The sequence below is a fragment of the Streptomyces sp. ATCC 21386 genome (assembly GCF_018728545.1).
Classification (GTDB): Bacteria; Actinomycetota; Actinomycetes; order Streptomycetales; family Streptomycetaceae; genus Streptomyces.
Map to the genome: position 1 here is coordinate 9,499,136 of NZ_JAAVVL010000001.1, position 19,695 is coordinate 9,518,830.

General features: G+C 70.4%; 31 protein-coding genes. 30 read left to right on the top strand and 1 reads right to left on the bottom strand.

Going from position 1 to position 19,695, the window contains the following annotated elements; all coding sequences use genetic code 11:
- Window positions 1-12: 12 nt before the first annotated feature.
- On the bottom strand, window positions 13-777 hold the full coding sequence (locus GWK25_RS40780) for a helix-turn-helix transcriptional regulator (RefSeq protein ID WP_215456621.1): 765 nt from the start codon (window positions 775-777) through the stop codon (window positions 13-15).
- A 102-nt stretch (window positions 778-879) separates the two neighbouring features.
- Here GWK25_RS40780 and GWK25_RS40785 point away from each other — a divergent pair, with 102 nt between their 5' ends.
- From GWK25_RS40785 to GWK25_RS40930, 30 genes are all read left to right on the top strand, one after another.
- On the top strand, window positions 880-1,122 hold the full coding sequence (locus GWK25_RS40785; protein WP_215456622.1) for a helix-turn-helix domain-containing protein: 243 nt from the start codon (window positions 880-882) through the stop codon (window positions 1,120-1,122).
- A complete protein-coding gene (locus tag GWK25_RS40790; protein ID WP_215456623.1) occupies window positions 1,119-1,439 on the top strand; it encodes a helix-turn-helix domain-containing protein in 321 nt (106 codons plus the stop codon). The genes GWK25_RS40785 and GWK25_RS40790 overlap by 4 nt, the downstream gene beginning before the upstream one ends.
- Window positions 1,440-1,456: 17 nt before the next feature.
- Window positions 1,457-2,338 (top strand): phage antirepressor N-terminal domain-containing protein, encoded by an 882-nt coding sequence (locus GWK25_RS40795; protein WP_215456624.1) that lies wholly within the window; start codon window positions 1,457-1,459, stop codon window positions 2,336-2,338.
- The gene (locus GWK25_RS40800; RefSeq protein ID WP_215456625.1) at window positions 2,335-2,982 is read left to right on the top strand and encodes a hypothetical protein; all 648 of its coding nucleotides are present in this window, start codon (window positions 2,335-2,337) and stop codon (window positions 2,980-2,982) included. The genes GWK25_RS40795 and GWK25_RS40800 overlap by 4 nt, the downstream gene beginning before the upstream one ends.
- The gene (locus GWK25_RS40805; protein ID WP_215456627.1) at window positions 2,979-3,206 is read left to right on the top strand and encodes a hypothetical protein; all 228 of its coding nucleotides are present in this window, start codon (window positions 2,979-2,981) and stop codon (window positions 3,204-3,206) included. The genes GWK25_RS40800 and GWK25_RS40805 overlap by 4 nt, the downstream gene beginning before the upstream one ends.
- Window positions 3,203-3,448 carry a hypothetical protein gene (locus tag GWK25_RS40810; protein ID WP_215457985.1) on the top strand — a complete coding sequence of 82 codons (246 nt, stop codon included), beginning with the start codon at window positions 3,203-3,205 and terminating at the stop codon, window positions 3,446-3,448. Before GWK25_RS40805 ends, GWK25_RS40810 begins: the two co-directional genes overlap by 4 nt.
- Complete coding sequence (locus GWK25_RS40815; RefSeq protein ID WP_215456629.1) at window positions 3,445-3,804, top strand: hypothetical protein; 360 nt, start codon at window positions 3,445-3,447, stop codon at window positions 3,802-3,804. The genes GWK25_RS40810 and GWK25_RS40815 overlap by 4 nt, the downstream gene beginning before the upstream one ends.
- A 153-nt stretch (window positions 3,805-3,957) precedes the next feature.
- On the top strand, window positions 3,958-4,986 hold the full coding sequence (locus GWK25_RS40820) for a hypothetical protein (protein ID WP_215456636.1): 1,029 nt from the start codon (window positions 3,958-3,960) through the stop codon (window positions 4,984-4,986).
- Window positions 4,986-5,759, top strand: coding sequence for an ATP-binding protein (locus GWK25_RS40825; protein WP_215456638.1), 774 nt, complete (start codon window positions 4,986-4,988; stop codon window positions 5,757-5,759). The genes GWK25_RS40820 and GWK25_RS40825 overlap by 1 nt, the downstream gene beginning before the upstream one ends.
- Window positions 5,756-7,093 (top strand): replicative DNA helicase, encoded by a 1,338-nt coding sequence (gene dnaB / locus GWK25_RS40830; RefSeq protein ID WP_215456639.1) that lies wholly within the window; start codon window positions 5,756-5,758, stop codon window positions 7,091-7,093. The genes GWK25_RS40825 and dnaB overlap by 4 nt, the downstream gene beginning before the upstream one ends.
- Window positions 7,090-7,350: a hypothetical protein gene (locus GWK25_RS40835; protein ID WP_215456641.1), complete on the top strand. Its 261-nt coding sequence runs from the start codon at window positions 7,090-7,092 to the stop codon at window positions 7,348-7,350. The genes dnaB and GWK25_RS40835 overlap by 4 nt, the downstream gene beginning before the upstream one ends.
- Window positions 7,347-7,976, top strand: a complete 630-nt coding sequence (locus GWK25_RS40840; RefSeq protein WP_215456642.1) for a hypothetical protein — start codon at window positions 7,347-7,349, stop codon at window positions 7,974-7,976. Before GWK25_RS40835 ends, GWK25_RS40840 begins: the two co-directional genes overlap by 4 nt.
- A gap of 50 nt (window positions 7,977-8,026) precedes the next feature.
- The gene (locus tag GWK25_RS40845; protein ID WP_308404451.1) at window positions 8,027-8,236 is read left to right on the top strand and encodes a hypothetical protein; all 210 of its coding nucleotides are present in this window, start codon (window positions 8,027-8,029) and stop codon (window positions 8,234-8,236) included.
- 114 nt (window positions 8,237-8,350) lie between these two features.
- Complete coding sequence (locus GWK25_RS40850; protein ID WP_215456645.1) at window positions 8,351-8,665, top strand: hypothetical protein; 315 nt, start codon at window positions 8,351-8,353, stop codon at window positions 8,663-8,665.
- The gene (locus GWK25_RS40855; RefSeq protein ID WP_215456646.1) at window positions 8,662-8,988 is read left to right on the top strand and encodes a hypothetical protein; all 327 of its coding nucleotides are present in this window, start codon (window positions 8,662-8,664) and stop codon (window positions 8,986-8,988) included. The genes GWK25_RS40850 and GWK25_RS40855 overlap by 4 nt, the downstream gene beginning before the upstream one ends.
- Window positions 8,985-9,185 carry a hypothetical protein gene (locus GWK25_RS40860; protein WP_215456647.1) on the top strand — a complete coding sequence of 67 codons (201 nt, stop codon included), beginning with the start codon at window positions 8,985-8,987 and terminating at the stop codon, window positions 9,183-9,185. Before GWK25_RS40855 ends, GWK25_RS40860 begins: the two co-directional genes overlap by 4 nt.
- A gap of 5 nt (window positions 9,186-9,190) precedes the next feature.
- Window positions 9,191-9,568 carry a hypothetical protein gene (locus GWK25_RS40865; protein ID WP_215456648.1) on the top strand — a complete coding sequence of 126 codons (378 nt, stop codon included), beginning with the start codon at window positions 9,191-9,193 and terminating at the stop codon, window positions 9,566-9,568.
- A complete protein-coding gene (locus GWK25_RS40870) occupies window positions 9,565-10,674 on the top strand; it encodes a conjugal transfer protein (protein WP_215456649.1) in 1,110 nt (369 codons plus the stop codon). Before GWK25_RS40865 ends, GWK25_RS40870 begins: the two co-directional genes overlap by 4 nt.
- Window positions 10,671-10,847: a hypothetical protein gene (locus GWK25_RS40875; protein WP_215456650.1), complete on the top strand. Its 177-nt coding sequence runs from the start codon at window positions 10,671-10,673 to the stop codon at window positions 10,845-10,847. Before GWK25_RS40870 ends, GWK25_RS40875 begins: the two co-directional genes overlap by 4 nt.
- Window positions 10,844-11,170, top strand: a complete 327-nt coding sequence (locus tag GWK25_RS40880; protein WP_215456651.1) for a hypothetical protein — start codon at window positions 10,844-10,846, stop codon at window positions 11,168-11,170. The genes GWK25_RS40875 and GWK25_RS40880 overlap by 4 nt, the downstream gene beginning before the upstream one ends.
- 101 nt (window positions 11,171-11,271) lie before the next feature.
- Window positions 11,272-11,460, top strand: coding sequence for a hypothetical protein (locus GWK25_RS40885; RefSeq protein ID WP_215456653.1), 189 nt, complete (start codon window positions 11,272-11,274; stop codon window positions 11,458-11,460).
- Window positions 11,461-11,540: 80 nt separating this feature from the next.
- The gene (locus tag GWK25_RS40890) at window positions 11,541-11,720 is read left to right on the top strand and encodes a DUF6257 family protein (RefSeq protein WP_215456655.1); all 180 of its coding nucleotides are present in this window, start codon (window positions 11,541-11,543) and stop codon (window positions 11,718-11,720) included.
- Window positions 11,721-11,803: 83 nt separating this feature from the next.
- On the top strand, window positions 11,804-13,933 hold the full coding sequence (locus GWK25_RS40895; RefSeq protein ID WP_215456657.1) for an FtsK/SpoIIIE domain-containing protein: 2,130 nt from the start codon (window positions 11,804-11,806) through the stop codon (window positions 13,931-13,933).
- A 181-nt stretch (window positions 13,934-14,114) separates the two neighbouring features.
- Window positions 14,115-14,327, top strand: coding sequence for a hypothetical protein (locus GWK25_RS40900; RefSeq protein WP_215456659.1), 213 nt, complete (start codon window positions 14,115-14,117; stop codon window positions 14,325-14,327).
- A 313-nt stretch (window positions 14,328-14,640) separates the two neighbouring features.
- Complete coding sequence (locus GWK25_RS40905; protein ID WP_215456661.1) at window positions 14,641-15,036, top strand: HNH endonuclease; 396 nt, start codon at window positions 14,641-14,643, stop codon at window positions 15,034-15,036.
- A gap of 19 nt (window positions 15,037-15,055) precedes the next feature.
- Window positions 15,056-15,292 carry a hypothetical protein gene (locus GWK25_RS40910; RefSeq protein WP_215456663.1) on the top strand — a complete coding sequence of 79 codons (237 nt, stop codon included), beginning with the start codon at window positions 15,056-15,058 and terminating at the stop codon, window positions 15,290-15,292.
- Between the two features lie 119 nt (window positions 15,293-15,411).
- Window positions 15,412-15,891: a phage terminase small subunit P27 family gene (locus GWK25_RS40915; RefSeq protein WP_215456664.1), complete on the top strand. Its 480-nt coding sequence runs from the start codon at window positions 15,412-15,414 to the stop codon at window positions 15,889-15,891.
- The gene (locus tag GWK25_RS40920; protein ID WP_215456665.1) at window positions 15,860-17,641 is read left to right on the top strand and encodes a terminase large subunit; all 1,782 of its coding nucleotides are present in this window, start codon (window positions 15,860-15,862) and stop codon (window positions 17,639-17,641) included. Before GWK25_RS40915 ends, GWK25_RS40920 begins: the two co-directional genes overlap by 32 nt.
- Window positions 17,642-17,656: 15 nt before the next feature.
- Entirely contained in the window at window positions 17,657-19,000 is a 1,344-nt protein-coding gene (locus tag GWK25_RS40925; protein WP_215456666.1) for a phage portal protein, read from the top strand.
- Window positions 18,997-19,695, top strand: coding sequence for a hypothetical protein (locus tag GWK25_RS40930; RefSeq protein WP_215456667.1), 699 nt, complete (start codon window positions 18,997-18,999; stop codon window positions 19,693-19,695). The genes GWK25_RS40925 and GWK25_RS40930 overlap by 4 nt, the downstream gene beginning before the upstream one ends.

The window sequence follows — 19,695 nt, forward strand, 5'->3', positions numbered from 1 at the left end:
CTCTCCCACATCCTAGAAAGGCGGATCATCTGTCCTCACATCACGCTTCCGGGACGGCCGCTCCCCTATCACGCTACCGTCAGGTAGAAGAAACTTAATGCCCCTGGAGCTCAGACTGTCGAGCAGTTCCTCGGCAAACCTGGCAAGCGCCTCCTCTCTGCGATCCGCTGCCCCAGCATCGATCTCCCCTTCATCCCCATCCGCCTCCTCCGTGGCCGCCTGCTTAAGCATCGCTTCATAGCCCTCATCCTGCTCCTCGGGCCGGTACCAGTCGATTTCCGCACTCGGAGACCAGAAAAGACCTTGCTCCCGCAGACGGTTATTCACCTCCTGCACAAATGAGGGCGGATAACGAAGCGGGACGGCAGTATCTAGCACTACCTCATCAGTCACGGTGGTCACGTCAAGGCGGGGGTGAATTTTTTTCAGTGAATAGACGCAACGTTCACCACCATCGATACCCCTTGGGATGGGGAGGAAGAAGTAAGAAACAGGCTGTTCAAATGCCCGAGCGAAACTGAGCAGTTCGTTGGCGTCAAACTCCTTCGGGCGCCCCGTCTCCCAGGATCGTTCCGCAGCACTGATGGCAGCCGGCGTCCAGGGCCGACCGCCGGCCTCCATCACTCGCACCGACGCCTCCGCCTGAGTCCATCCCTTGCTACGCCTCGCCCGCATCAAGTTGTAGGCGACTAGCTGGTTGACCGTGAGGACCGTCACGCCGGGGCTGTCTGCCTCCTGATCCGATGCCTCACTGCGAGGCCCTTCCGCTTCAGTCATGCAGCGAATCGTAGACCAGGAGTCTACATACGTACAGGATTCATCCCCACCAGTGAGCAGTAACGGTTGTCTTCCAGTCACTCACAGCACTACTCTCCACCCATGCCCATCAAATCCACACTGGTGCGCAGTGCGCCGCCCCTGCGTGCCGTTCGCGCGGCTCGCGGGTTGACGCTGCGGACCGTGGCTCAACGCTCCGGGATCGACCCCGGGCACTTGTCCAAGGTCGAGCGGGGTGAGAAGCAGCTCTCCATCGACGCTCTCCACCGTCTCGCCGTAGTGCTAGAGCTCCGCGAGCTTGCCCAGCTTCTCAAGCCGTACGTCTGCGATCGGGAGTCGGCATGACTGCCCGCGCGCTCACGGCCGCTGAGGTTCTCGCATTGCCCGCCATGGCGAGCGCGTGGCCGGACGGGGCGGCTGCCTGCGGCGGCATTGGCCGCACGGCCTGGTACGAGCTCATCGCCAGGGGCGAGACGCCCGTCCCCGTGATCCGCGTCGGCCGGTCCCTCAAGGTCCGCCGCAGCGATCTCCTGAACTTCCTCGGTCTTCAGGACCAGGCCGCCGTCGAGGTCGAGTCGGCAGCGTCCGCAGAGGAGAACGACAACGCCCCGGGGGTCGAGCCCGGGGCGCCTGTCGAGACGTCCATCCCTACCGCGAAGTAAGAGAACGGAACAGCTCTATGCACATGGTTGCACAGGCGTCAACGGCGACGCCCACCGAAGAACAGCGCGTCCCCGCCGCGCCCGCCACGATCAACCTGTCCGCTGGCTCCGTCGAGACCGTCATGGTCGACGGCCAGCCGCACATCGTGTTCCGCCCGGCCGTCGAGGCGATCGGTCTCAGCTACCCGGCGCAGTTGCGCAAGCTGAACGACCGGTCGTGGGCCAACCGTTGCGATATCGCCACGGTTGCCGAGGACGGCAAGACCCGTCAGATGGTCGCGGTCGACGTGCCCACCTTCCTCATGTGGCTCGCGACCGTCAACGAGACCAAGGTCGCCGCCGACGTGCGGCCGACACTCATCGCCTACCAGCGCGAAACGACCACGGCCGTCAACGACTACTGGACCCTGGGCGGGGCGATCAACCCGGCCGCCACCCTCGACCAGGTCGAGCAGCTCCGCACCCAGCTCGACGGCGTCGAGCGGGCCCGTCTCGCGCAGGAGCGCCTGTCCGCGATGGGTGTCGCGAAGCAGTTCGGTCTCGTCAACTCCTCGTACGTCGAGGCGATGGCGCGCACCGAGCTGGCGCGGATGAACGGCGAGGAGCCGGACATCGACCCGCAGGACATCACGATCACGTGCGACGAGTACCTGCGGGACGCCGGGATCACCTCGGCCGCCGGCCTTCGCTCCGCCCGCGTGAAGCTCGGCCGTACCGTCGCCGCCCTCTACCGGGCCCGCTACGGCAAGGACCCGCAGAAGATCCGGCGGCCCATCGACGGCGTGTTCCGGGACGTCGCGGTCTACACCATGCGTGACCGCGACCTCTTCGACACGGCATGGGCCGAACTGGGCCGCCACTACGACCTGCAGACCAGCCTTGCCGGGGGTGCGCGATGAGCATCGAGACCATCAACGCGCTGGAGCCCCAGCTGCTGATGCATGAGGTCGTCGACGGCAAGGTGTGCGGCCTGGAATGGCGCGGACCGGAGCTGTGGCTGACCGTCGACGGCGAGGGCCGGCCGATCGACCCGCAGCACGTCTTCGAGTCGCTGCGCCCCCGCACCGGCGGCGACACCGTCCAGGCCGCGCCGATCTCGGCCGCGCGCACGTTCACGGTCACCGACAAGGACACGGCGGAGAAGCTCACCTTCACCTGCATGCCCGGCTGCATCGTGGTGCACGAGGTCATCGACTGCAGCCGTCCCGTGGCCGCGGACGATGTGTGCTGCATCGGCGACGACAACGGTCAGGTCAGCCTGCCCTTCGAAGGGGCCAGCGCCCCGAAGGAGGCGTACGTCCTCAGGGCCTTCGTGCGGGCCGCTCCGTTCTCCAAGGTCATGGCGGAGCGCCTCCCCCACGTCGTGTTCGAGGTTGTCGAGGACGAGTACGTCGTGGGCCTCGACCCGGACAGCCTGGCCGTGGTGATTGGCGTGTTCGAGGAGCGGCTCGAAGCGCTCCGCTGTACGTACGCCGACCTCGTCCAGACCCGCGCCAAGGTCCTCGCCCGTACCGTCCAGGCCGGAAGTGAGGTGACGGAATGACGACGCTGACCATCCGCGAGGGCGTCGAGGCCGCCCGTGAGCGCATCATCAGCCAGCTCGAAGCCGGGCACGCCGAGATGAACCGCGTCGGGCTCGGCAGCCCCGCCCTGGACGAGTTCAACGCCGAGGTCATCCGGCGGATCCGCGCATCGGACGACCCGAAGGCGGAGCTCAACGCCATGGTCGAGCTGATGCGGGAGCACCGTACGGGGGCGACCGCATGACCGCCCCGAAGAACGCCGTGTCGGCCGCAGGGGGAGCCTGCGGCCGTCCGGCCCTCAGTGAAGCCGAGCAGATCCGCCGGGCCAACCGGCCGGTCCGCGACCCCGACCCCAAGCGGAACGCCGCCTACTGGGCGCGCATCGACGCCATCGTCGACCAGGCCCCACCCCTCACCGACGAGCAGCGCGCCGTCATCCGCACCGCGTTCCACCAGCCCGCCACGAGAACCCGGGAGGCGGCGTGAGCACCACCACGCCCACCGAGGCCGCCGTGCGCCTGGTCCTCACCGTGGACCTCACCGGCCGCTACGACAACCACCGCGAAGTCACCGATGCCCTGCGCGAGCAGACCCGGCGGAACATCGACTGCGACACCGTCGTCGTACGGCTCGGCGCCGATGCCGTCCGCCTCAACCTGGAGCTCGGCCGGCTCATCGCCGCAGCGTTCTACCTGTCGGCGAAGCGCATCGAGGTCCACGCCCCCGCCGGGAACGTGATGGGCCCGCTCATCCACGACGAGGTCGCCCGGTACGTGCGCCTCTACACGGCCGACCACGCCCGCATGACCGCCGGACCGGCTGCCGGGCCCCCTCCGGGCTGACCGGAACGCGTGCGGGGCCCCAGCAGCCGCCTGGCGCCCCGCACGCCACATCTCCCCCGTCGGCCACGCACGAAAAGAGCAAGCCTTGATCGACACGGGTCCGACGAACGCGCAGCACAGCGCACGGGCCTCCATGCCTCCGGCAGGCCGCTGATGGGGTACGAACTGCGCCGATGGCTCGCCGACCGGCTTCCGGACGGGCTGTCCTCCGGCGAGCGCCTGGTGGCGCTGGAGATCGCCGACCAGGCTCGCGAGGACTCCCGGGTCGCCTACGGCCCGAAGTTCATGGAGACCGTGGTGCGGCGCACCGGCCTGTCCAGCTGGAAGCAGGTCGGCAAGGTGCTCGGCAAGCTGGCCGCGGCCGGGATCGAGCTGCGTCAGCCGATCCTCGACGCGGACGGCAAGCCGGTTACCGACAAAGCGGGACGAACCATGTTCGCCTGCTCTGGACACCAGACGACGTTCCGAGTGCCGACCCAGAGCGAATGCCCCGCACTAAAGCTCCCCCCAGCGGGAGACCTACAGGCGCAAGAAAGCTCCCCCGGCGAGGGGAGTAATGCCCCCGGAAGCTCCCCCAACGGGGGGACCAATACAGGCGGAAGCTCCCCCGAGCAGGGGACCAAAGAGCCGGAAAGCCCCCCCAACGGGGGGACCAACACCCCAGAAAGGTCCCCCGCCCGGGGCCATAAGGTCCCCCGCCCGGGGGGCCCTACCACTCAAACCACCTCAGTAACTACAACTACAAAAGACTCTGCGGCTGTCGCCGCAGCATCTGACTCACCCGACGGCACGCTCTTCGACGAACCGACACCCGCTCCCGCTGCTGCCGTCCAGCAGGCGAAGCCACGACCCGCAGCCAGCCGAGCGGACGAGCCGCAGGAACCCGACGCGTTCGATGCGTTCTGGGCGGCCTACCCCATCCGGGTCGGCAAGAAGGACGCGATCCGGTCCTGGAACAAGACACTCAAGGCCGGCGTCCCGGCCGCCCGGATCCTCCAGGCCGCCACCGACTATGCCGCCCAGAAGCGCGGCGTCGAGCGGCAGTACATCAAGCACCCGAAGACCTGGCTCAACGGCGGCCACTACGACGACGAGCCGCCCCCGCCGGACGCGGGCCGCACCGCGCACCGGGGCTACGCCAACCCCGAAGACCACGACGTCTACGACGAGGACATGCTCTGATGACCGACGACCAGACCCACAAGTCCCGCCTGACCATCGACCATGAGGGCCTCGGCATCCCCGCTGGCGCCTACGCGCTTCCCACCCTCGGCGCGGTCGAGCACCTCGGCGAGGACACCCACTCCCGGTTCGCCGCCCACTTCGCCGGCGAGCTGCCGCTGTCGGCCCTGACGGACGCCGAGACAGCGTTCCTGCGGGAGCACTTCTTCGACCAGTTCGCCGACCGTCGCCAGCGCGCCCTGGAGTACTTCGGCCGCAACGTGCCACTGCGGTTCCGGGACGCGGCACCCGAGGAGCCGGCCACCGCCTGGGCGAAGGAAGTGGCGGCCGACCCGCACACCGCGCGGTCGGTCCTGCTGCTCGGCCCGACCGGCACCGGCAAGACCCACTGGGCGTACGGCGCCCTGCGGGCCGTCGCAAGCGCCGGGGCATGGGTGCCGTGGACGGCCGTCACGGAGGCGGACCTGTACTCCAGGCTCCGGCCCCGTCCGGGCCACGACCAGGAGGCCGAGTTCCAGAAGATCGCCCGTACGCCGCTGCTGTTCCTGGACGACCTGGGCGCCGCGAAGCCCTCGGAGTGGGCGGAGGAGGTCATCTACCGGCTGGTCAACCACCGATACGACCACTGCCTGCCGTCGCTGTTCGCCAGCAACCTGGCGCCGAAGGGCCTCGCGGACACGCTCGGCGCGCGGGTGGCCTCCCGGCTGACGCAGATGTGCGACCGGATCGCGATCAAGGGCGAGGACCGGCGCCTGACGAAGGGCCAGGCATGAGCGACATCGACGAGTTCACGCGGCCGATGCCGTTTGACTCGGAGGCGGAGCAGTCGGTGCTGGGCGGCATGATGCTGTCCGAGGACGCGATCGCGGACGTCGTCGAGGTCCTCGCCGGCACCGATGACTTCCACGCTCCCCGGCACGAGATGGTCTACGGAGCGATCCTCGCCCTCCACGGCGGTGGCCAGCCCGCCGACCCGATCACCGTCGCCAACCACCTGCGCGAGCAGGGCCTGCTGACGAAGGTCGGCGGCGCCGCGTACCTTCACACCCTGGTTGAGGCCGTTCCGACGGCGGCGAACGCCGAGTACTACGCGGGCATCGTCCGGGACTGTGCGATCCGCCGCCGCCTGGTCGAGGCGGGAACCCGGATCGTGCAGCTCGGCTACGACGGCTCCGACGCCACCGAGGCGATGGATGCAGCCCAGGGCGAGCTGAACGATGCCGCGAAGGTCCGCGAGGACCCCGACTCGGCAATGATCGGCGACGACTTCGCCGACCTCATCAGCGAGCTGGAGACGCTCCAGCGCGACGGGCACGCCCAGGGGGTCCTCACCGGCTACACCGACCTCGACGGCCTCACCCACGGCCTCCACCCCGGACAGATGATCATCGTGGCGGGGCGGCCCGCGCTGGGGAAGTCGACGCTGGGCGTGGACATGGTCCGCCAGGCCGCGATCCGTGACGGCCGACCGTGCGCCTTCTTCAGCCTGGAGATGTCCCGCCGGGAGGTCCAGCACCGGATCATCTCCGCCGAGGCCCGCATCGGCCTGCACCACATCCGCGGCGGCAGCATGACCGATACCGACTGGGTGCGCTTCGCCCAGCACCTCCCGCGCGTGAAGGCCGCGCCGCTGACGATCGACGCCACCCCGAACCAGACCATCACCCAGATCAAGGCCCGCTGCCGACGCCTGAAGCAGCGCGGCGGCCTCGACCTGGTCGTCATCGACTACCTGCAGCTCCTGTCCTCCGGCACGGCCCGGCGTACGGAGACCCGGCAGCAGGAGGTGTCCGACATGAGCCGCTCGATCAAGCTCATGGCGAAGGAGCTGGAGGTGCCCGTCGTGGTCCTTGCCCAGCTGAACCGCGGGCCCGAGCAGCGCACCGACAAGAAACCGCAGGTGTCCGACCTGCGGGAGTCCGGGAGCCTGGAACAGGACGCAGACGTTGTGATCCTGCTGCACCGCGAGGACGCCTACGACAAGGACTCCCCTCGGGCCGGGGAGGCGGACATCATCGTGGGCAAGCACCGCAACGGGCCGACCGCCACGATCACGGTGGCCGCGCAGCTGCACTACAGCAGGTTCGTCGACATGGCACGCGCATGAGCGAGCTCACTGAGGCGGACGTCGCCGCCGCACGTGCGCAGGGAGACCTGACCGCGCTGCTGCTCATGGCCTCGGGGCTGCCGGTGGTGTCCGCGCCGAAGCAGCGAGCTAAGACCCCGACACCGCTGGTGCCTCGGTCCCGGCCGGGGGCGTGGCCGGACGGCTCCCGCTCCCCCGGGCTCACCCCGGATGCCGCCGCGTACCTCCACCAGCTGTGGCCCGACCGGTATCCGGCGCCCCAAGGAGATGTGCCATGACAGCTGTGTGCGGGCTCTGCGAACAGCACCTGGAGCGCGGCCACCTGTGCGAGCGGCACGCCGTCGCCCTCGCCGGGCGCCTTGAGCGGCTGCCCGCGCTGTTCTCCGAGCTGGCCGAGCACCTGGAGCCGCGCCGTACCGGCCTGACCGAGATCGGTGGACCGGCCGGCCCTCGCTCGCCGCTGAACGAGGACGTCATCGACCTCAGGCAGGGCGGTGTAGTCCTGGTCGTCGAGTCGTGGCGGACGGACGTCCAGCGGGTGCGCTGGCCCCGCCACAGTCCACCGCCCATCGAGGGCGGTATGGATCAGCGGGTCATGACGGCCTGCCGGTGGCTCGGCATGGAGCTGGAGTGGATCGCCGCGCACTACCCGGCGGCTGGCGACCTGGCCCGTGAGGTGCGGGAGATGGAGGGCGGCATGCTCGCGATCGTCGGCGAGCCTCCGCCCCGGCCGCAGCGGCTCGGCACGTGCATCGCGGTCGTGGACGACGAGGGCACGGTGTGCGGAGCGGTCCTGTCCCGGCTGCCCGGCGGCCCGGTGCAGTGCCGACAGTGCCGGACTCCGTACCGGAGCGAGCAAGATCTGCTGCTGCTCTGGCACTACCAGCCCAAGCAGTCGGCATGACTATCACAGACCCTCTTTCATATAAGGGGGGATGTGATAACCTCAGGGAGGTGGAAACGCCTACATGGCGGGACCGTCTCCGTGCGGAAGACGAGTTGCTGGAACAGCTCGACGACCAAGCTGAGCAGGCCCGCAGACGACGAGCGGAAGCCCTGAAGGAAGGGGCTGACGAACTCGGCAGCGTCTACGCCGTGGCGAAACAGCTGGGCATCAGCTGGACAGCCGCAGCGAACGCGATCAAGAAGTACACAACGGCATAACGCAGAGCGGGAGCCAGAGCAGCAGCTCCGACGGTGCTGGAACACCGACGGGCGCGCGCGCCACTCCGACTCCCTGACCGCTGACCATCCTGATGTACCCAGGAGGCATCGGCTATGGCCGATCATGTCGCGGGCTCGAACACGCCCGCAAGTTCCCCCACGCCCGTCACCGAGCTGCTCGCGCTGTGCGCCGCCCCGCGTGCTGCCGCCCCCGCCCGGCGGCTGATCGCCGCAGGCCTCATCCGACACCTGCCCGGCCGCACCCTCACCGTGCGCGCCACCCCGGTTGGCGTCACCGGAACCATCACCCCCACCCCGCTCGCGCAGACCCTCGACGACGACAGCGACGACGCCTGTCCCGTCTGCGGGTACTGGACGTGCCGCTGCGGCACCGCGCGCACGCACGCCGTGGCGGTGGCCGCACGATGAGCGAGCAGACCACGAACCCGGGCGACGCCCGCGACCTCCGCCAGCTCCTGGAGGCCGTCCTCGAAGCCGTCACCCTGCCGTACGACATCGGCGACCACGCCCGCCGGATGGAGATCCGGGCCGACTGGGTCCGCGCCACCCTCAAGGGCGCCCTCGCCGAGGACCCCGCCGGGATCGGCTGGAACGTCGACTTCCTCCGCAGCAGGCTCCGCGCCGAGGAGACCGAGGCCGCCGAGCGTGCCGCCCGCGCCTCCGTCGACCGCGCCTTCCCCGTCGTCGCCGCCTTCCTCGCCGACGAGCGCGCGAGGGGTGAGGGCCAGTGAGGCGCCGCCGTGAAACCCCCGCCGACGACAACGCCCGCACCGTCCGCCTGCTGGACGCCTCTGACCGTGCGTTCGAGCGGGAGCCGGCCGACGGCCTGGCCGTCGAGTTCGAGGCCGTCGTCATGGAGGGCCTGCTCACCGACCGGGCCGTCCCCGTCTACCCGCCCGTCGGCCACGCCTACCCGAGGAAGGGGTGAACGGCGTGACCGAGCCCCGCACCGTCACCCTGCCCACCATCGACCACGGCCCCGTCACCCTCACCTGCCCGGCCTGGTGCCGCGGCCACGCCGACCACCGGCCCGACACCCACCGCTCCGACATCCTCCACATCGGCCCGGCCGTCACCCTGACCTTCCACGGCGCCGAGGTCGTCATCGCGTGCATCGTCCAGGCGCCCTGCGCCACGATCGACACCCCCGGTCTCGGCGGCCGTACGCCCGGCATCTCGATGGACCCGCCCGCCCGCACGCTCACCCCGGTCGACGTCTACAGCTTCGCCGCCGCCCTCGACGGCTACGCCGACCGGATCCGCGACCTCGCCGACCAGCTCGACGCGATCCTCGCCGGAGGTCACCAGTGACCACCCGCGAACTCACCAAGGGCCAGGCCGGTGTCCTCGGCACGGCCGCCGGCCTGATGGTTGTCGTCGGCGGGTTCGGCGCCTGGGGCACCTACAGCAACGCCGTCGCCGAGTTCCACCGCCAGGCCACCGCCGCCGGGGTCGTCGCCGCCGGCGAAGGCCTCACCCTCATCCTCGCCATGGTGATGCTCGGACGGACCATGCTCGGCCAGTCCTCCCCCGCCGTCGTCCGCGGCGGGATGTGGCTCGCCCCGCTGTCCGCCAGCGGCATCGGCATCACCATCGCCAGCGACGTCCGCGAGGCCGCCGTGTACGCGGTCACCCCGCTCGCCATGTCCGGTGCCGCCGAAGGCCTCGGGTTCATCGCCCGCTCGATCGTCGTCTACCGCACCGGCGTGGACGCCGAGGTGATGCGCCGCAACGCCGATGCCGCCCGGCAACTCGCCTTCCAGCGGGCCGTCGCCGACGGCCACCCCGGCAAGTTCCGGCGCAAGCTCGCCGTCCGCCGGTACTGGTCCCTCGCGAAGTACGTGGGCGTCGGGGACACCGAACTCGGCGCCGGCCTGGTCGACGTCCAGCGCGTCCGCGTCCGCGAGGGAGCTGATGCGGCCCTCGCCACCATGTACGGCGGACAGCCCTCCCTGAAGGAAGTCGATCCCGCCCCGGCCCGGTCCGCACAGGCCGTACTGCGGGAGAAGTTCGCCGAGATGGACCCCGCCGACGTCATCCGGATCGCAGCGGATGCGCACCCTGATGCGCCCCCGCCCGAGCTGGCCGCCCTCCTCGTCTCCTACGGCGTCGTCGTCGACGCCGTCCAGGTCGCCGTCGTCCTCGGCCAGCAGCCCCCCGAGTACGAGGTGCATCGCCCTGATGCGCCCGCGCATCAGCAGGTCAGCGAGCTGGAACCTGTCAACCTCCAGGGCGCCGTCGAGGAAGCCGCCTCAACCCTCGGCGACGGCGCATCACCCCGCGAGATCGCCGAGCACATCGCCCGGCACCGGCGCCTGCTCGTCGACGAGCCCTACGTCCGCACCGCCCTGTCGAGGGCCGCGAAGAAGACCGTGGCCGAGGCCCCGGCCAAGCCGATGGAAGGTGGATACGCATGATGCGCCTCCTCTTCGGCGCCCTCCTCGGGCTCCTCGTCGCCTACCCCTCGCTGCTCTCCGTCGTCGTCGCCGTGGCCGTCGCGGTCGCCTCTCAGCCGGTCGTCCTGGCGGTCGCCGCCGGGGTCATCGCCTGGCCGCGCATCACCCGCCGCATCAGGGGGTGGACGTCATGAGCGACGCCCTCGACAAGGCCGAGCAGGCGGTCCGCGCCGCCGAGACCGACACCGCCGCCGTACAGCTCGCCATGGCCGCGATGGAACTGGCGAAGCTCGCCACCCAGCAGCAGGCCCAGGCGCCCGCGCACCAGTGCCAGCACGACCACGGCAAGACCCGCCGCAGCACCGGCGAGTGGATCGGCATCGCGTGCGCGGTGTGCGTCGGCGGCGTCGGACTCGCCTTCGCCAGCCTCGCCCTCGCCATCCTCGGCGGCGTCGGCGCGATCGTCGTCCTCGTCCTGCGGGACCTGTGGCGCGACATGCAGAAGGGCCGCCGCTGACGGTCCCTCCGTCCTCCGCCAGTTGTGGCTCTCCTGACCACAACTGCGGGGGTGCGGTGGGGCCGGCCAACCGGCCAGCCCACAACCGAGAGGAGCCCGTCATGGGCCTGTTCAGCCGCTCTACCGCCGATGAACTGCGAGCCGAAGCCGCCCAGATGGAGGCGTGCCGCGACAGCTCCGCCCGCTGGCAGGCGATTTCCGGGACCAGCCACCTCCACCCCGAGGACGACATGGTCGCCGCCTACCAGCGCAAGCTCGACGAGATCAACGCCGAGCTGAAGAACCGCTGATCCGGCCCTTCCGTCCCCCGCGGCTCGCTCCGTGGGGGTGCGGTGGGGCCGGATAGCCCGGCCCGTCCGAGGAGGACCCCGTGACCGACAACCCCGACATCCGGTTCGCCGACTTCACCACGACGGAGAAGTTGAAGGTCATCGCCCTGACCGCTCGTATGGCCAAGCGCGGAGCAGGCGGTGACGGCGTCGACATCTCCGACCTGAAGCGCAAGGTCGAGCGCATCGAGCGGCAGGCCGCCCGCCGCAAGAGCAAGTAGCTACACCCCGGGGACGGCCCATCCCGCCAGGTCAGCGACCGTCCCCGGGCCCCATCGCCCCTCAGGGAGACAGGACCACCAGCATGACCGACACCGCACCCGAGCAGCGCGTCAACGGGCACCACGCCCCGCAGGTGTCGCTGCTCAAGCTCGCCCCCGAACCCGCCACCGAGACGCCGGCCCCGGTCGAGGCCACCCCCCGCGCCCGCCGCCGGGTACGCATCGACCACCTGCGGCGCGTCGTCGTCGAGGCCCGCGAGCACGGCTCCTACCGGGCCGTCGTCCGGCACGGCTCCTACGTCGTCGGTGGCACCCGGATCCTCACCCGCAGGGCCTGGGACTCCCGCACCACCGCCCGCCACGAACGCATGATGCGGGCCGCAGAAGCCGCAGGCCAGGAAGACGTCGCCCGCGACTGGGAACAGCGCGCCTACATCTTCCGGCAGTCCCGGCACCGCCGCCGCATGGAACTCCTGCAGCTGGCCATCAACGCCCCCAAGGCCCTGTTCATGGGCGCCACCGCCGGGGCCGGGATCCTACTGCTCCTCGGCATCATGCTCGCCTGGGCCAACCACGACGTCTCCGACGTCCTCACCCCGCTCGCCGGCGTCATCGAGTTCGTCGCCTGGGTCGCGTTCATCGCCGGCGTCATCTGGGATCCGCTGCTCGTCTGCCTGCCGTTCATCGCCCTCGCGGGAGTGTGGGCCGTCGGACGGCACCGGCAGACCGCCCCGGCCTGGGCCCTGCCCGGCGACCCCGAGCAGCGCGACGTCGTCCCCGACGAGGGCGCCATCCTCAAGGCGCTCGGCAACCTGGCTATCGCCCCGCTCAACAAGGCCATCAAGGAGGGCTGGCAGCCCCGTTGGGTGTCCCCGACCACCCGGTCCGGGAACGGCTACCACACGCAGGTGCAGCTCCCCATGGGCGTCACCGTCGAGATGATCAGCGGGAAGAAGAACGTCCTCGCCCACAACCTGCTCCGTAAGCCCGTCGAGGTGTGGCCGACCGAGCCGCCGAAGCAGCCCGGTGTCCTCGACCTGTGGGTGGCCGACCAGGGTTCCCTGTCCGGTGCGGTGCCGCCGTGGCCGCTGCTCACCGAGGGCACGACGGACTACTTCAAGGGCGTGCCCGTCGCCGTGTCGCAGCGCGGCGAGGCCATCATCGGCAAGCTCATGGCCGCCAACTACATGGTCGGCGGGATCATGGGCTCGGGTAAGTCGTCCCTGGTCATCGCTCTGCTGCTCGGCGCGATCCTCGACCCGCTCGTCATCGTCGAGGCGTACGTCATGGCGTACAACACGGACTATGACCCGCTGAAGCCGCGCCTGAAGACGCTGGTCAAGGGCGACGACGACGAGGACATCGAGGCCGCCCTGAAGGCCCTGCGGCAGCTGCGCGACGAGGTGACGATGCGGGGCAAGTTGCTGGAGGAACTCGGCGAAGGCGCCACGAAGGTGACGCGGGAGCTGGCCCTGAAGGACCCGCGGATGCGGCCGAAGGTCGTCGTCTTCGACGAGTGCCACGAGCTGTTCATGCACAAGGAGTACGGCAAGGAGGCCGCTGAGCTGGCCATCAAGGTGATGAAGAAGGCCCGCAAGACGGCCATCACCCTGGTGTGGGTCACGGTGTCCCCGACCGCCGACAGCCTTCCGCGCGACGTCACCCGCAACACCAGCCACCGCGTCGCGTTCGCGGTCGGCGACCACGTCGCCAACGATGGCCTGCTCGGCTCCGGGAAGCACAAGGCCGGCATCACCGCGACCACGCTCATCCCCGGCGAGGACGTTGGCACCGCCGTCACCTACGGATTCACCAGCAAGCCGTTCGAGGTCATCCGCGCCCACTACGTCGCCCGTGACCCAGAGAAGGGCATCGACGAGGTCACCCCGGTCGTCGATCGGGCGATGGCCCTGTACGAGGGCACCGCAGCCCCGGAGACGCCCGCCTACGCGCCGGCGGACCACCTCGCGGACATCCTGACCGTCCTTGGCAACGAGCCGAAGCTGCGCACCCAGGACGTCCTCCACCGGCTCCGCGACCACAACCCCGGCGAGTACGACGGCTGGTCGTTCCGCGACCTGCGGCGCGTCCTCGACGACTGCGGGCACGGCGAGTACAAGACCGGCGGCGGGGTCATGCACGTCAGCCGACAGCGGATCGTGGACGCCATCGCCGACCGCGCGGCCGACGCCGAGGACGACCTCGACGAGTAGGGAGGCGCCCACAGGTCGGGGAGTTCTCCCTAAGAGCCTCCCCGACACGCCTCCCTGTACATGACCTGCGGAAATGGCCAGCCAGGGAGGCGAGGGAGGCGGCGTATCGGAGGCACCCGAGCCCAGGATTCAGGGGCTCATCGTCCCCTTCTCCGCCTCCCTCCCTGGGCATCATGGACGCATGGAGTCGCAGATCATTCGGCCCGGCCACCTCACAGCCCACCAGACCGCCCGACAGCTCGGCATCACCCTCGGAGGCGTCCGCAAGCTCGTCCAGCGCGGACGCCTCCACCGCTCCGGCGGCAGCATCGGACAGCCCTGGTACGCCGTCGACGACGTCACCGCCCTCGTCCTCGAACGACACGCCAAGAGGGCTCTGATCAAGTCCGCTTGACCGCAGGTCAGCTGCCTGTCACGCTTTCCGCGTACAGCCATGCCCGCACACGGGCCCCACACAGACCCACGACGAGCCCCCGGTGACCTGAACCCGGGGGCTTTGTCGTGCCATCAGGGAGGTGTCATGCCCGCTCGCCCTGAAGCGCCCAGAGACGCTGTAGAGGCTGCCCACCTGCTCGCCAGGGCAGGGAAGCACGTACACCTGTCCTCCGAGGGACACCAGACGTGCCTGAAGGGGACATGCAACACGCTGACCATGCTGCCCCCACCACCACCTGACGCCCCCACACCACCCCCGGGAGGTACCCCCCGTGCCTACCCGGCCCCCCTCCCGGTGCTCTGACCCCCGATGCCCTGCCCTCGCCACCAAGCGAGGCAGATGCGACGACCACCAGCCCATCCCATGGGCAGGCAGGGACGACAAGGCCAGCAGGTACGGCATCAGCTCAGGCAGATGGCGCACGCTCAAGCGCCGTGTCACAGCACGTGACAACGGATGCTGCTACCGATGCGGTGACGAACAGCCCAGCATCGACGACGACCCCGACGGCGAGCACCAGCACGAGCTGGACCACATCACGCCGATCTTCGAGGGCGGAGCAGCCGAGGACCTCGACAACCTCGGCCTGATCTGCGGCCCTTGCCACCTCGTGAAGTCCAAGGCCGAGGCCGCGAGGGCGAACAGGGCGCGACGCAAGGCCCGCTGACACCATGGAGGCTCACCCCATGCCCGCAGAGATCACCAGCACCGTCCGCCTGGCCGTCGGGATGCCCGACGGCTCCGAGGTCCGTGCCGAGGTCGGCCTCATCGCGATCTCCGTCCACCCCGACGGCGTCGACATCAGCGAGGTCCATCGAGCGCTCGGAGAGCTGCTGATCGACGCCGGACGGTACATGGTCAACAGCGCACCCACCCCCGGCCCCGCCCCCCAGGGGGAAGGGGAGTCCGGATCGCAGGGGTGATCGGCTGGGGGCCCGGCGCCGTCAGCTCGGCACACACACGCTCAGAATTGTGAATCCGGGTCCGGGGCCCCAATCACCCTCAGTGACGAATGTTTCCGCAGGTCACAGGAGGTGGTCTCATGGGGCGCACCGCCCAGCCCGCCGCGCTGAAGCTGCTGACCGGCCGCGCCGAGGGCCGCGACTCCGGGGGCCGCAAGGTCAACCCCGGGCCGGCGTTTAGGCGGATCCCGCCCAAGCCCCCGACGTGGCTGTCCCCGGAAGCCAAGGCCGAGTGGCGGCGCGTCGCCCCCGGCCTGTCCCGCCTCGACCTGCTGAAGGAGGAGGACCGGGCGATGCTGTCGGCCTACTGCGAGACCTGGTCGGTGTTCGTCCGGGCGAGCCGCGAGGTGACGAAGAACGGGCTGACCGTCATGCAGGTCACCTACCGGGGTGAGGCCCGGATCGAGAAGCCCGTGGCGAACCCGGCGGTGGCCGTGGCCCGCAACGCCGGCCGGGAACTGCGCGGGTTCGCCGCCCAGTTCGGCCTGAGCCCGGCGACCGAGCAGGCCCTGAGCAGGGGGGCCGACGATGGCAGCGAGGACGACAACCCGTTCGCGTAGGAAGGCCGGCGAGGACACCCCCTCGGCCTTCCTCGACGACGCCGAGCTGGAGCGGCTGAAGCTGTCGCCCGAGGTCGCCTGGTACCTCACCTCGCGCGGCATCCCGCTGCCCGACTGCCCGCCGCTGATCAAGACCCCCGAGCCGCGGGACGTCGCCGGCGCACGCTTCGACCCCGACCGCGTCGACAAGGTCATCAGGTCCTTCAGCCTGCTGCGCCACACCCAGGGCCAGTGGGCCGGCCGCCCCCTGGTCCCGGACCCGTGGCAGGTCGCATGGATCATCGCGCCCGTCTTCGGCTGGGTCCGCTTCGACGCGGACGCCGACATGTACGTCCGGATCATCACCGACCTGTACGTCGACGTGCCCCGCAAGAATGGCAAGTCCACGCTGTCGGGCGGCCTGGCGATCTACCTGACGTGCGCGGACGGCGAGCCCGGCGCGCAGGTCATCGCCGCGGCGACGACGAAGCAGCAGGCCGGGTACGTCTTCACCCCGATCCGGCAGCTCGCCGAGCGGGCGCCCGCGCTGAAGGGCCACGTCAAGCCCTACCGGGGCAAGATCATCCACCCCAAGAGCGGCAGCTACTTCGAGGTGATCGCCTCCGTGGCGGACGCCCAGCACGGCGCGAACCTCCACGGCGCGGTCATCGACGAGCTGCACGTCCACAAGGACCCCGAGATGGTCGAGGTCATCGAGACCGGCACCGGCTCCCGGCGCCAGCCCCTGATCGTCATCATCACCACGGCGGACAGCGGCAAGCCGGAGACCATCTACAACCGCAAGCGGACCCGCATCGAGCAGCTGGCCCGCGGCGTCCTCTCGGACCCGTCGGTGTACGGCGTGGTGTGGGCGGTCCCGAAGGACGCAGACCCGTTCGTCGAGGAGAGCTGGCGTGCGGCCAACCCCGGGTTCGGGATCTCGCCCACCCGCTCCTACCTGGAACGCAAGGCCCGCGAAGCGCAGCAGTCGCCGGCGGACCTGGCGAAGTTCCAGCGGCTGCACCTGGGCCTGCGCACCAAGCAGGTGACGAAGTACCTGACCCTGGAGTCCTGGCGCGCGAATGAGGCCATCGTCGACGAGGCGAAGCTGAAGGGCCGCGAGGCGTACGGCGGCCTGGACCTGGGCGCGGTGTCCGACCTGAACGCGCTGGCCTGGCTGTTCCCCGACGACAGCGACGGCAGCCTCGACTTGGTGCTGCGGTTCTGGACGCCGCAGGACAACCTGGCCTCCCTCGACAAGCGCACCGCCGGGGCGGCCACGCGGTGGGTGAAGGAGGGGTGGCTGAAGGCCACGCCCGGCAACGTCACCGACTACGACGCCATCGGCCTGGTCGTCCGCCAGGACCTGGACGCCTTCGACGTCCGCGCCCTCGGCTTCGACCGGTGGTCGTCGACGTCACTGACGAACGATCTGGAGGGCGAGCGGGCGCCGATGGTCGGCGTCGGCCAGGGCTTCAAGACCATGTCCCCGGCGCTGAAGGCCGTCAAGCGGCTGCTGCTCTCCGGGGAGCGGGCCGTCGGCCAGGGAGGCCGGCCGATGCTGCGACACGGCGGCAACCCCGTCATGACGTGGATGGTCGACAACCTCGCCGTCGCGATGGACGCCGCGGGCAACGTCAAGCCGGACAAGGCCAACGCCGCCGAAAAGATCGACGGCGTGTCCGCCCTGTGTGACGCGATGTCCGAGGTCCTCGCCCGTCCGCCCAAGCGGAAGTCCGCTTACGAGGATTCCGAGTTCGAAGCGATCTGAGAAGGGGGTGGACGCATGCGCTGGTGGCCACGCCGCAAGGCCCGGCCCGGCGGGCAGGTCATCGACCAGGACGGCGTGCCCGTGCTCGCCAAGGCGGCCGAGCAGTTCGGCGACCTGACGCAGCTGGGCAACTACCTCGCGGCGAACGGCATCCGGGTGGTGGACCCGGGGGTGCCGCTGTCGAACTACGCCGACACGGCCGCGGCCGCGCGCGTGTGGGAGACCCAGCCATCGGTGCGCAAGGTCGTCGACTACATCGCCCGTCAGCTGTGCACGATCCCGTGGCACGTCTACGAGCGCGTGTCCGACACCGACCGGCGCCGGGTCACCGACCACCCGCTGGCGCAGCTGCTCGCCCACCCCGCGCCGCACCGCTCACCCGCGCGGCTGTGGCACTCCACGCTGGTGGACTGGCTGATCTACGACCGGTGGTGCCAGCAGCTCCTGCCCTCGGCCGACACAGCGTCCGGGTACGAGCTGCGCAGGAAGCCGGCCCGCAGGTTCCACATCCTCGCCGACGACGATGACGAGCCCGACGCCCTGTACCTGATCTCGTCGCGGGGGCCCGCGCAGGTGGTGATGCTGCCCGCCTCGTACCTGTTCGATCACGGGTACGCGACGATCGGGGCGGACGGCACGTCGCCGATGATGACGCTGCAGCAGATCCTCGCCGAGCAGCGTGAGGCCGTCGAGTGGCGCCGCCAGGTCTGGAAGAACGGCGCCCGAGTCCCGACGGTCATCGAGCGGCCGGCCGACGCCCCGTCCTGGTCGGAGGGCGCGAAGAACCGGTTCACCGCAGCGTTCAACGCCTTCATCGGCCGGGCCGGGCAGGCAGGCGGCACGCCGATCCTGGAAGACGGCATGAAGCTGGTGACCGTCAACGCGTTCAACCCGCGCGAGACGATGGACATCGAGGGCCGCCAGCTCACCGACGCCGAGGTCGCCTCCGCCTACCACATCGCCCCCGAGCTGGTGGGCGCGCGCGAGGGCACGTTCTCCAACATCGACGCCTTCCGGCAGATGCTGTTCACCATCAGCCTCGGGCCGTACGTCACGCAGTGGCAGGACGTCCTGAACTCCATGCTGGTGCCGCTGCTGGCGCCCGGCTCGAACCTGTACGTCGAGGCGAACCTGGAAGCGAAGCTCCGCGGCTCGTTCACCGAGCAGGCCGCGCTGCTTCAGACCGCCGTCGGGGCGCCGTACATGCTGCGCTCGGAGGCGCGCGCGGTGCAGAACCTGCCGCACGTGGACGGCACCGACGAGCTGGTGACACCGCTGAACGTGATCGTCGGCGGCCTCGCCTCGCCCAGGGACACCGCCCCGGAGACGCTCCCAAAAGGGCGAGGCCGCCCCGCGTGAAGGCCGGGCGGCCCGAGGACCTGGGCACCTTCGACGCCGAGCGGGACGCGTTCGCCGCGGCCCTGACCGGGTGGGCCGAGCGGCAGGCCGACGGGCTGCTGGAGCGCGCGGACGCGAAGGCGGACGGGCCGCCGGACTTCTTCGACCTGTGGGCGGCGCAGTCCCCGGAGCGGCAGGCACAACTAGCGGCTCTGATCGCCGGGTACGGATTCCGGCTCGCTCAGGTCGGTGCCTGGTCGGTGCTCGGGGTGTGGAACCCGGAGGCGGATGGCTGGGACCCGGCGGTGATGGAGGCGTGGCTGGCCGTGGCCGCGGCCTCGCACGCAGCCCAGTACGAGCAGGCCGCCTACACCGCGGCGACCGCCGCCGTCCGTGACGAGGGCGACTGGCGCGACAACCTCAAAGCCGGGCTGGCGTCGTGGGTCGTGGCCGCCGGGATGCGCGCGGTGACCGCCGCGACGGAGGCCCGTTCCTTCGGCTCGCACGACGCGGCCGGTGCCTCGGGTCTGACCCACAAGGTGTGGCGCACGGGCGGCAAGAACCCGCGTGCCTCGCACGTGCGGCTAGACGGCGACGCGGTCGAGCTGGGCGGGACGTTCTCCAACGGGCTGCGGTGGCCGGGCGACGCGAACGGCGACGCGGACGAGACCGCGAACTGCAACTGCCGCCTGGACTACACACGAGAGGGGGGCTGA

Bases quoted from the DNA above. Each gene is read 5' to 3' on its own strand.
- GWK25_RS40800 (WP_215456625.1), top strand. From the start codon at position 2,335: ATGAGCATCGAGACCATCAACGCGCTGGAGCCCCAGCTGCTGATGCAT.
- GWK25_RS40790 (WP_215456623.1), top strand. From the start codon at position 1,119: ATGACTGCCCGCGCGCTCACGGCCGCTGAGGTTCTCGCATTGCCCGCC.
- GWK25_RS40900 (WP_215456659.1), top strand. From the start codon at position 14,115: ATGGAGTCGCAGATCATTCGGCCCGGCCACCTCACAGCCCACCAGACC.
- GWK25_RS40880 (WP_215456651.1), top strand. From the start codon at position 10,844: ATGAGCGACGCCCTCGACAAGGCCGAGCAGGCGGTCCGCGCCGCCGAG.
- GWK25_RS40785 (WP_215456622.1), top strand. From the start codon at position 880: ATGCCCATCAAATCCACACTGGTGCGCAGTGCGCCGCCCCTGCGTGCC.
- dnaB (WP_215456639.1), top strand. From the start codon at position 5,756: ATGAGCGACATCGACGAGTTCACGCGGCCGATGCCGTTTGACTCGGAG.
- GWK25_RS40885 (WP_215456653.1), top strand. From the start codon at position 11,272: ATGGGCCTGTTCAGCCGCTCTACCGCCGATGAACTGCGAGCCGAAGCC.
- GWK25_RS40835 (WP_215456641.1), top strand. From the start codon at position 7,090: ATGAGCGAGCTCACTGAGGCGGACGTCGCCGCCGCACGTGCGCAGGGA.
- GWK25_RS40840 (WP_215456642.1), top strand. From the start codon at position 7,347: ATGACAGCTGTGTGCGGGCTCTGCGAACAGCACCTGGAGCGCGGCCAC.
- GWK25_RS40920 (WP_215456665.1), top strand. From the start codon at position 15,860: ATGGCAGCGAGGACGACAACCCGTTCGCGTAGGAAGGCCGGCGAGGAC.
- GWK25_RS40850 (WP_215456645.1), top strand. From the start codon at position 8,351: ATGGCCGATCATGTCGCGGGCTCGAACACGCCCGCAAGTTCCCCCACG.
- GWK25_RS40810 (WP_215457985.1), top strand. From the start codon at position 3,203: ATGACCGCCCCGAAGAACGCCGTGTCGGCCGCAGGGGGAGCCTGCGGC.
- GWK25_RS40825 (WP_215456638.1), top strand. From the start codon at position 4,986: ATGACCGACGACCAGACCCACAAGTCCCGCCTGACCATCGACCATGAG.
- GWK25_RS40875 (WP_215456650.1), top strand. From the start codon at position 10,671: ATGATGCGCCTCCTCTTCGGCGCCCTCCTCGGGCTCCTCGTCGCCTAC.
- GWK25_RS40855 (WP_215456646.1), top strand. From the start codon at position 8,662: ATGAGCGAGCAGACCACGAACCCGGGCGACGCCCGCGACCTCCGCCAG.
- GWK25_RS40925 (WP_215456666.1), top strand. From the start codon at position 17,657: ATGCGCTGGTGGCCACGCCGCAAGGCCCGGCCCGGCGGGCAGGTCATC.
- GWK25_RS40780 (WP_215456621.1), bottom strand. From the start codon at position 777: ATGACTGAAGCGGAAGGGCCTCGCAGTGAGGCATCGGATCAGGAGGCA.
- GWK25_RS40805 (WP_215456627.1), top strand. From the start codon at position 2,979: ATGACGACGCTGACCATCCGCGAGGGCGTCGAGGCCGCCCGTGAGCGC.
- GWK25_RS40915 (WP_215456664.1), top strand. From the start codon at position 15,412: ATGGGGCGCACCGCCCAGCCCGCCGCGCTGAAGCTGCTGACCGGCCGC.
- GWK25_RS40895 (WP_215456657.1), top strand. From the start codon at position 11,804: ATGACCGACACCGCACCCGAGCAGCGCGTCAACGGGCACCACGCCCCG.
- GWK25_RS40820 (WP_215456636.1), top strand. From the start codon at position 3,958: ATGGGGTACGAACTGCGCCGATGGCTCGCCGACCGGCTTCCGGACGGG.
- GWK25_RS40910 (WP_215456663.1), top strand. From the start codon at position 15,056: ATGCCCGCAGAGATCACCAGCACCGTCCGCCTGGCCGTCGGGATGCCC.
- GWK25_RS40795 (WP_215456624.1), top strand. From the start codon at position 1,457: ATGCACATGGTTGCACAGGCGTCAACGGCGACGCCCACCGAAGAACAG.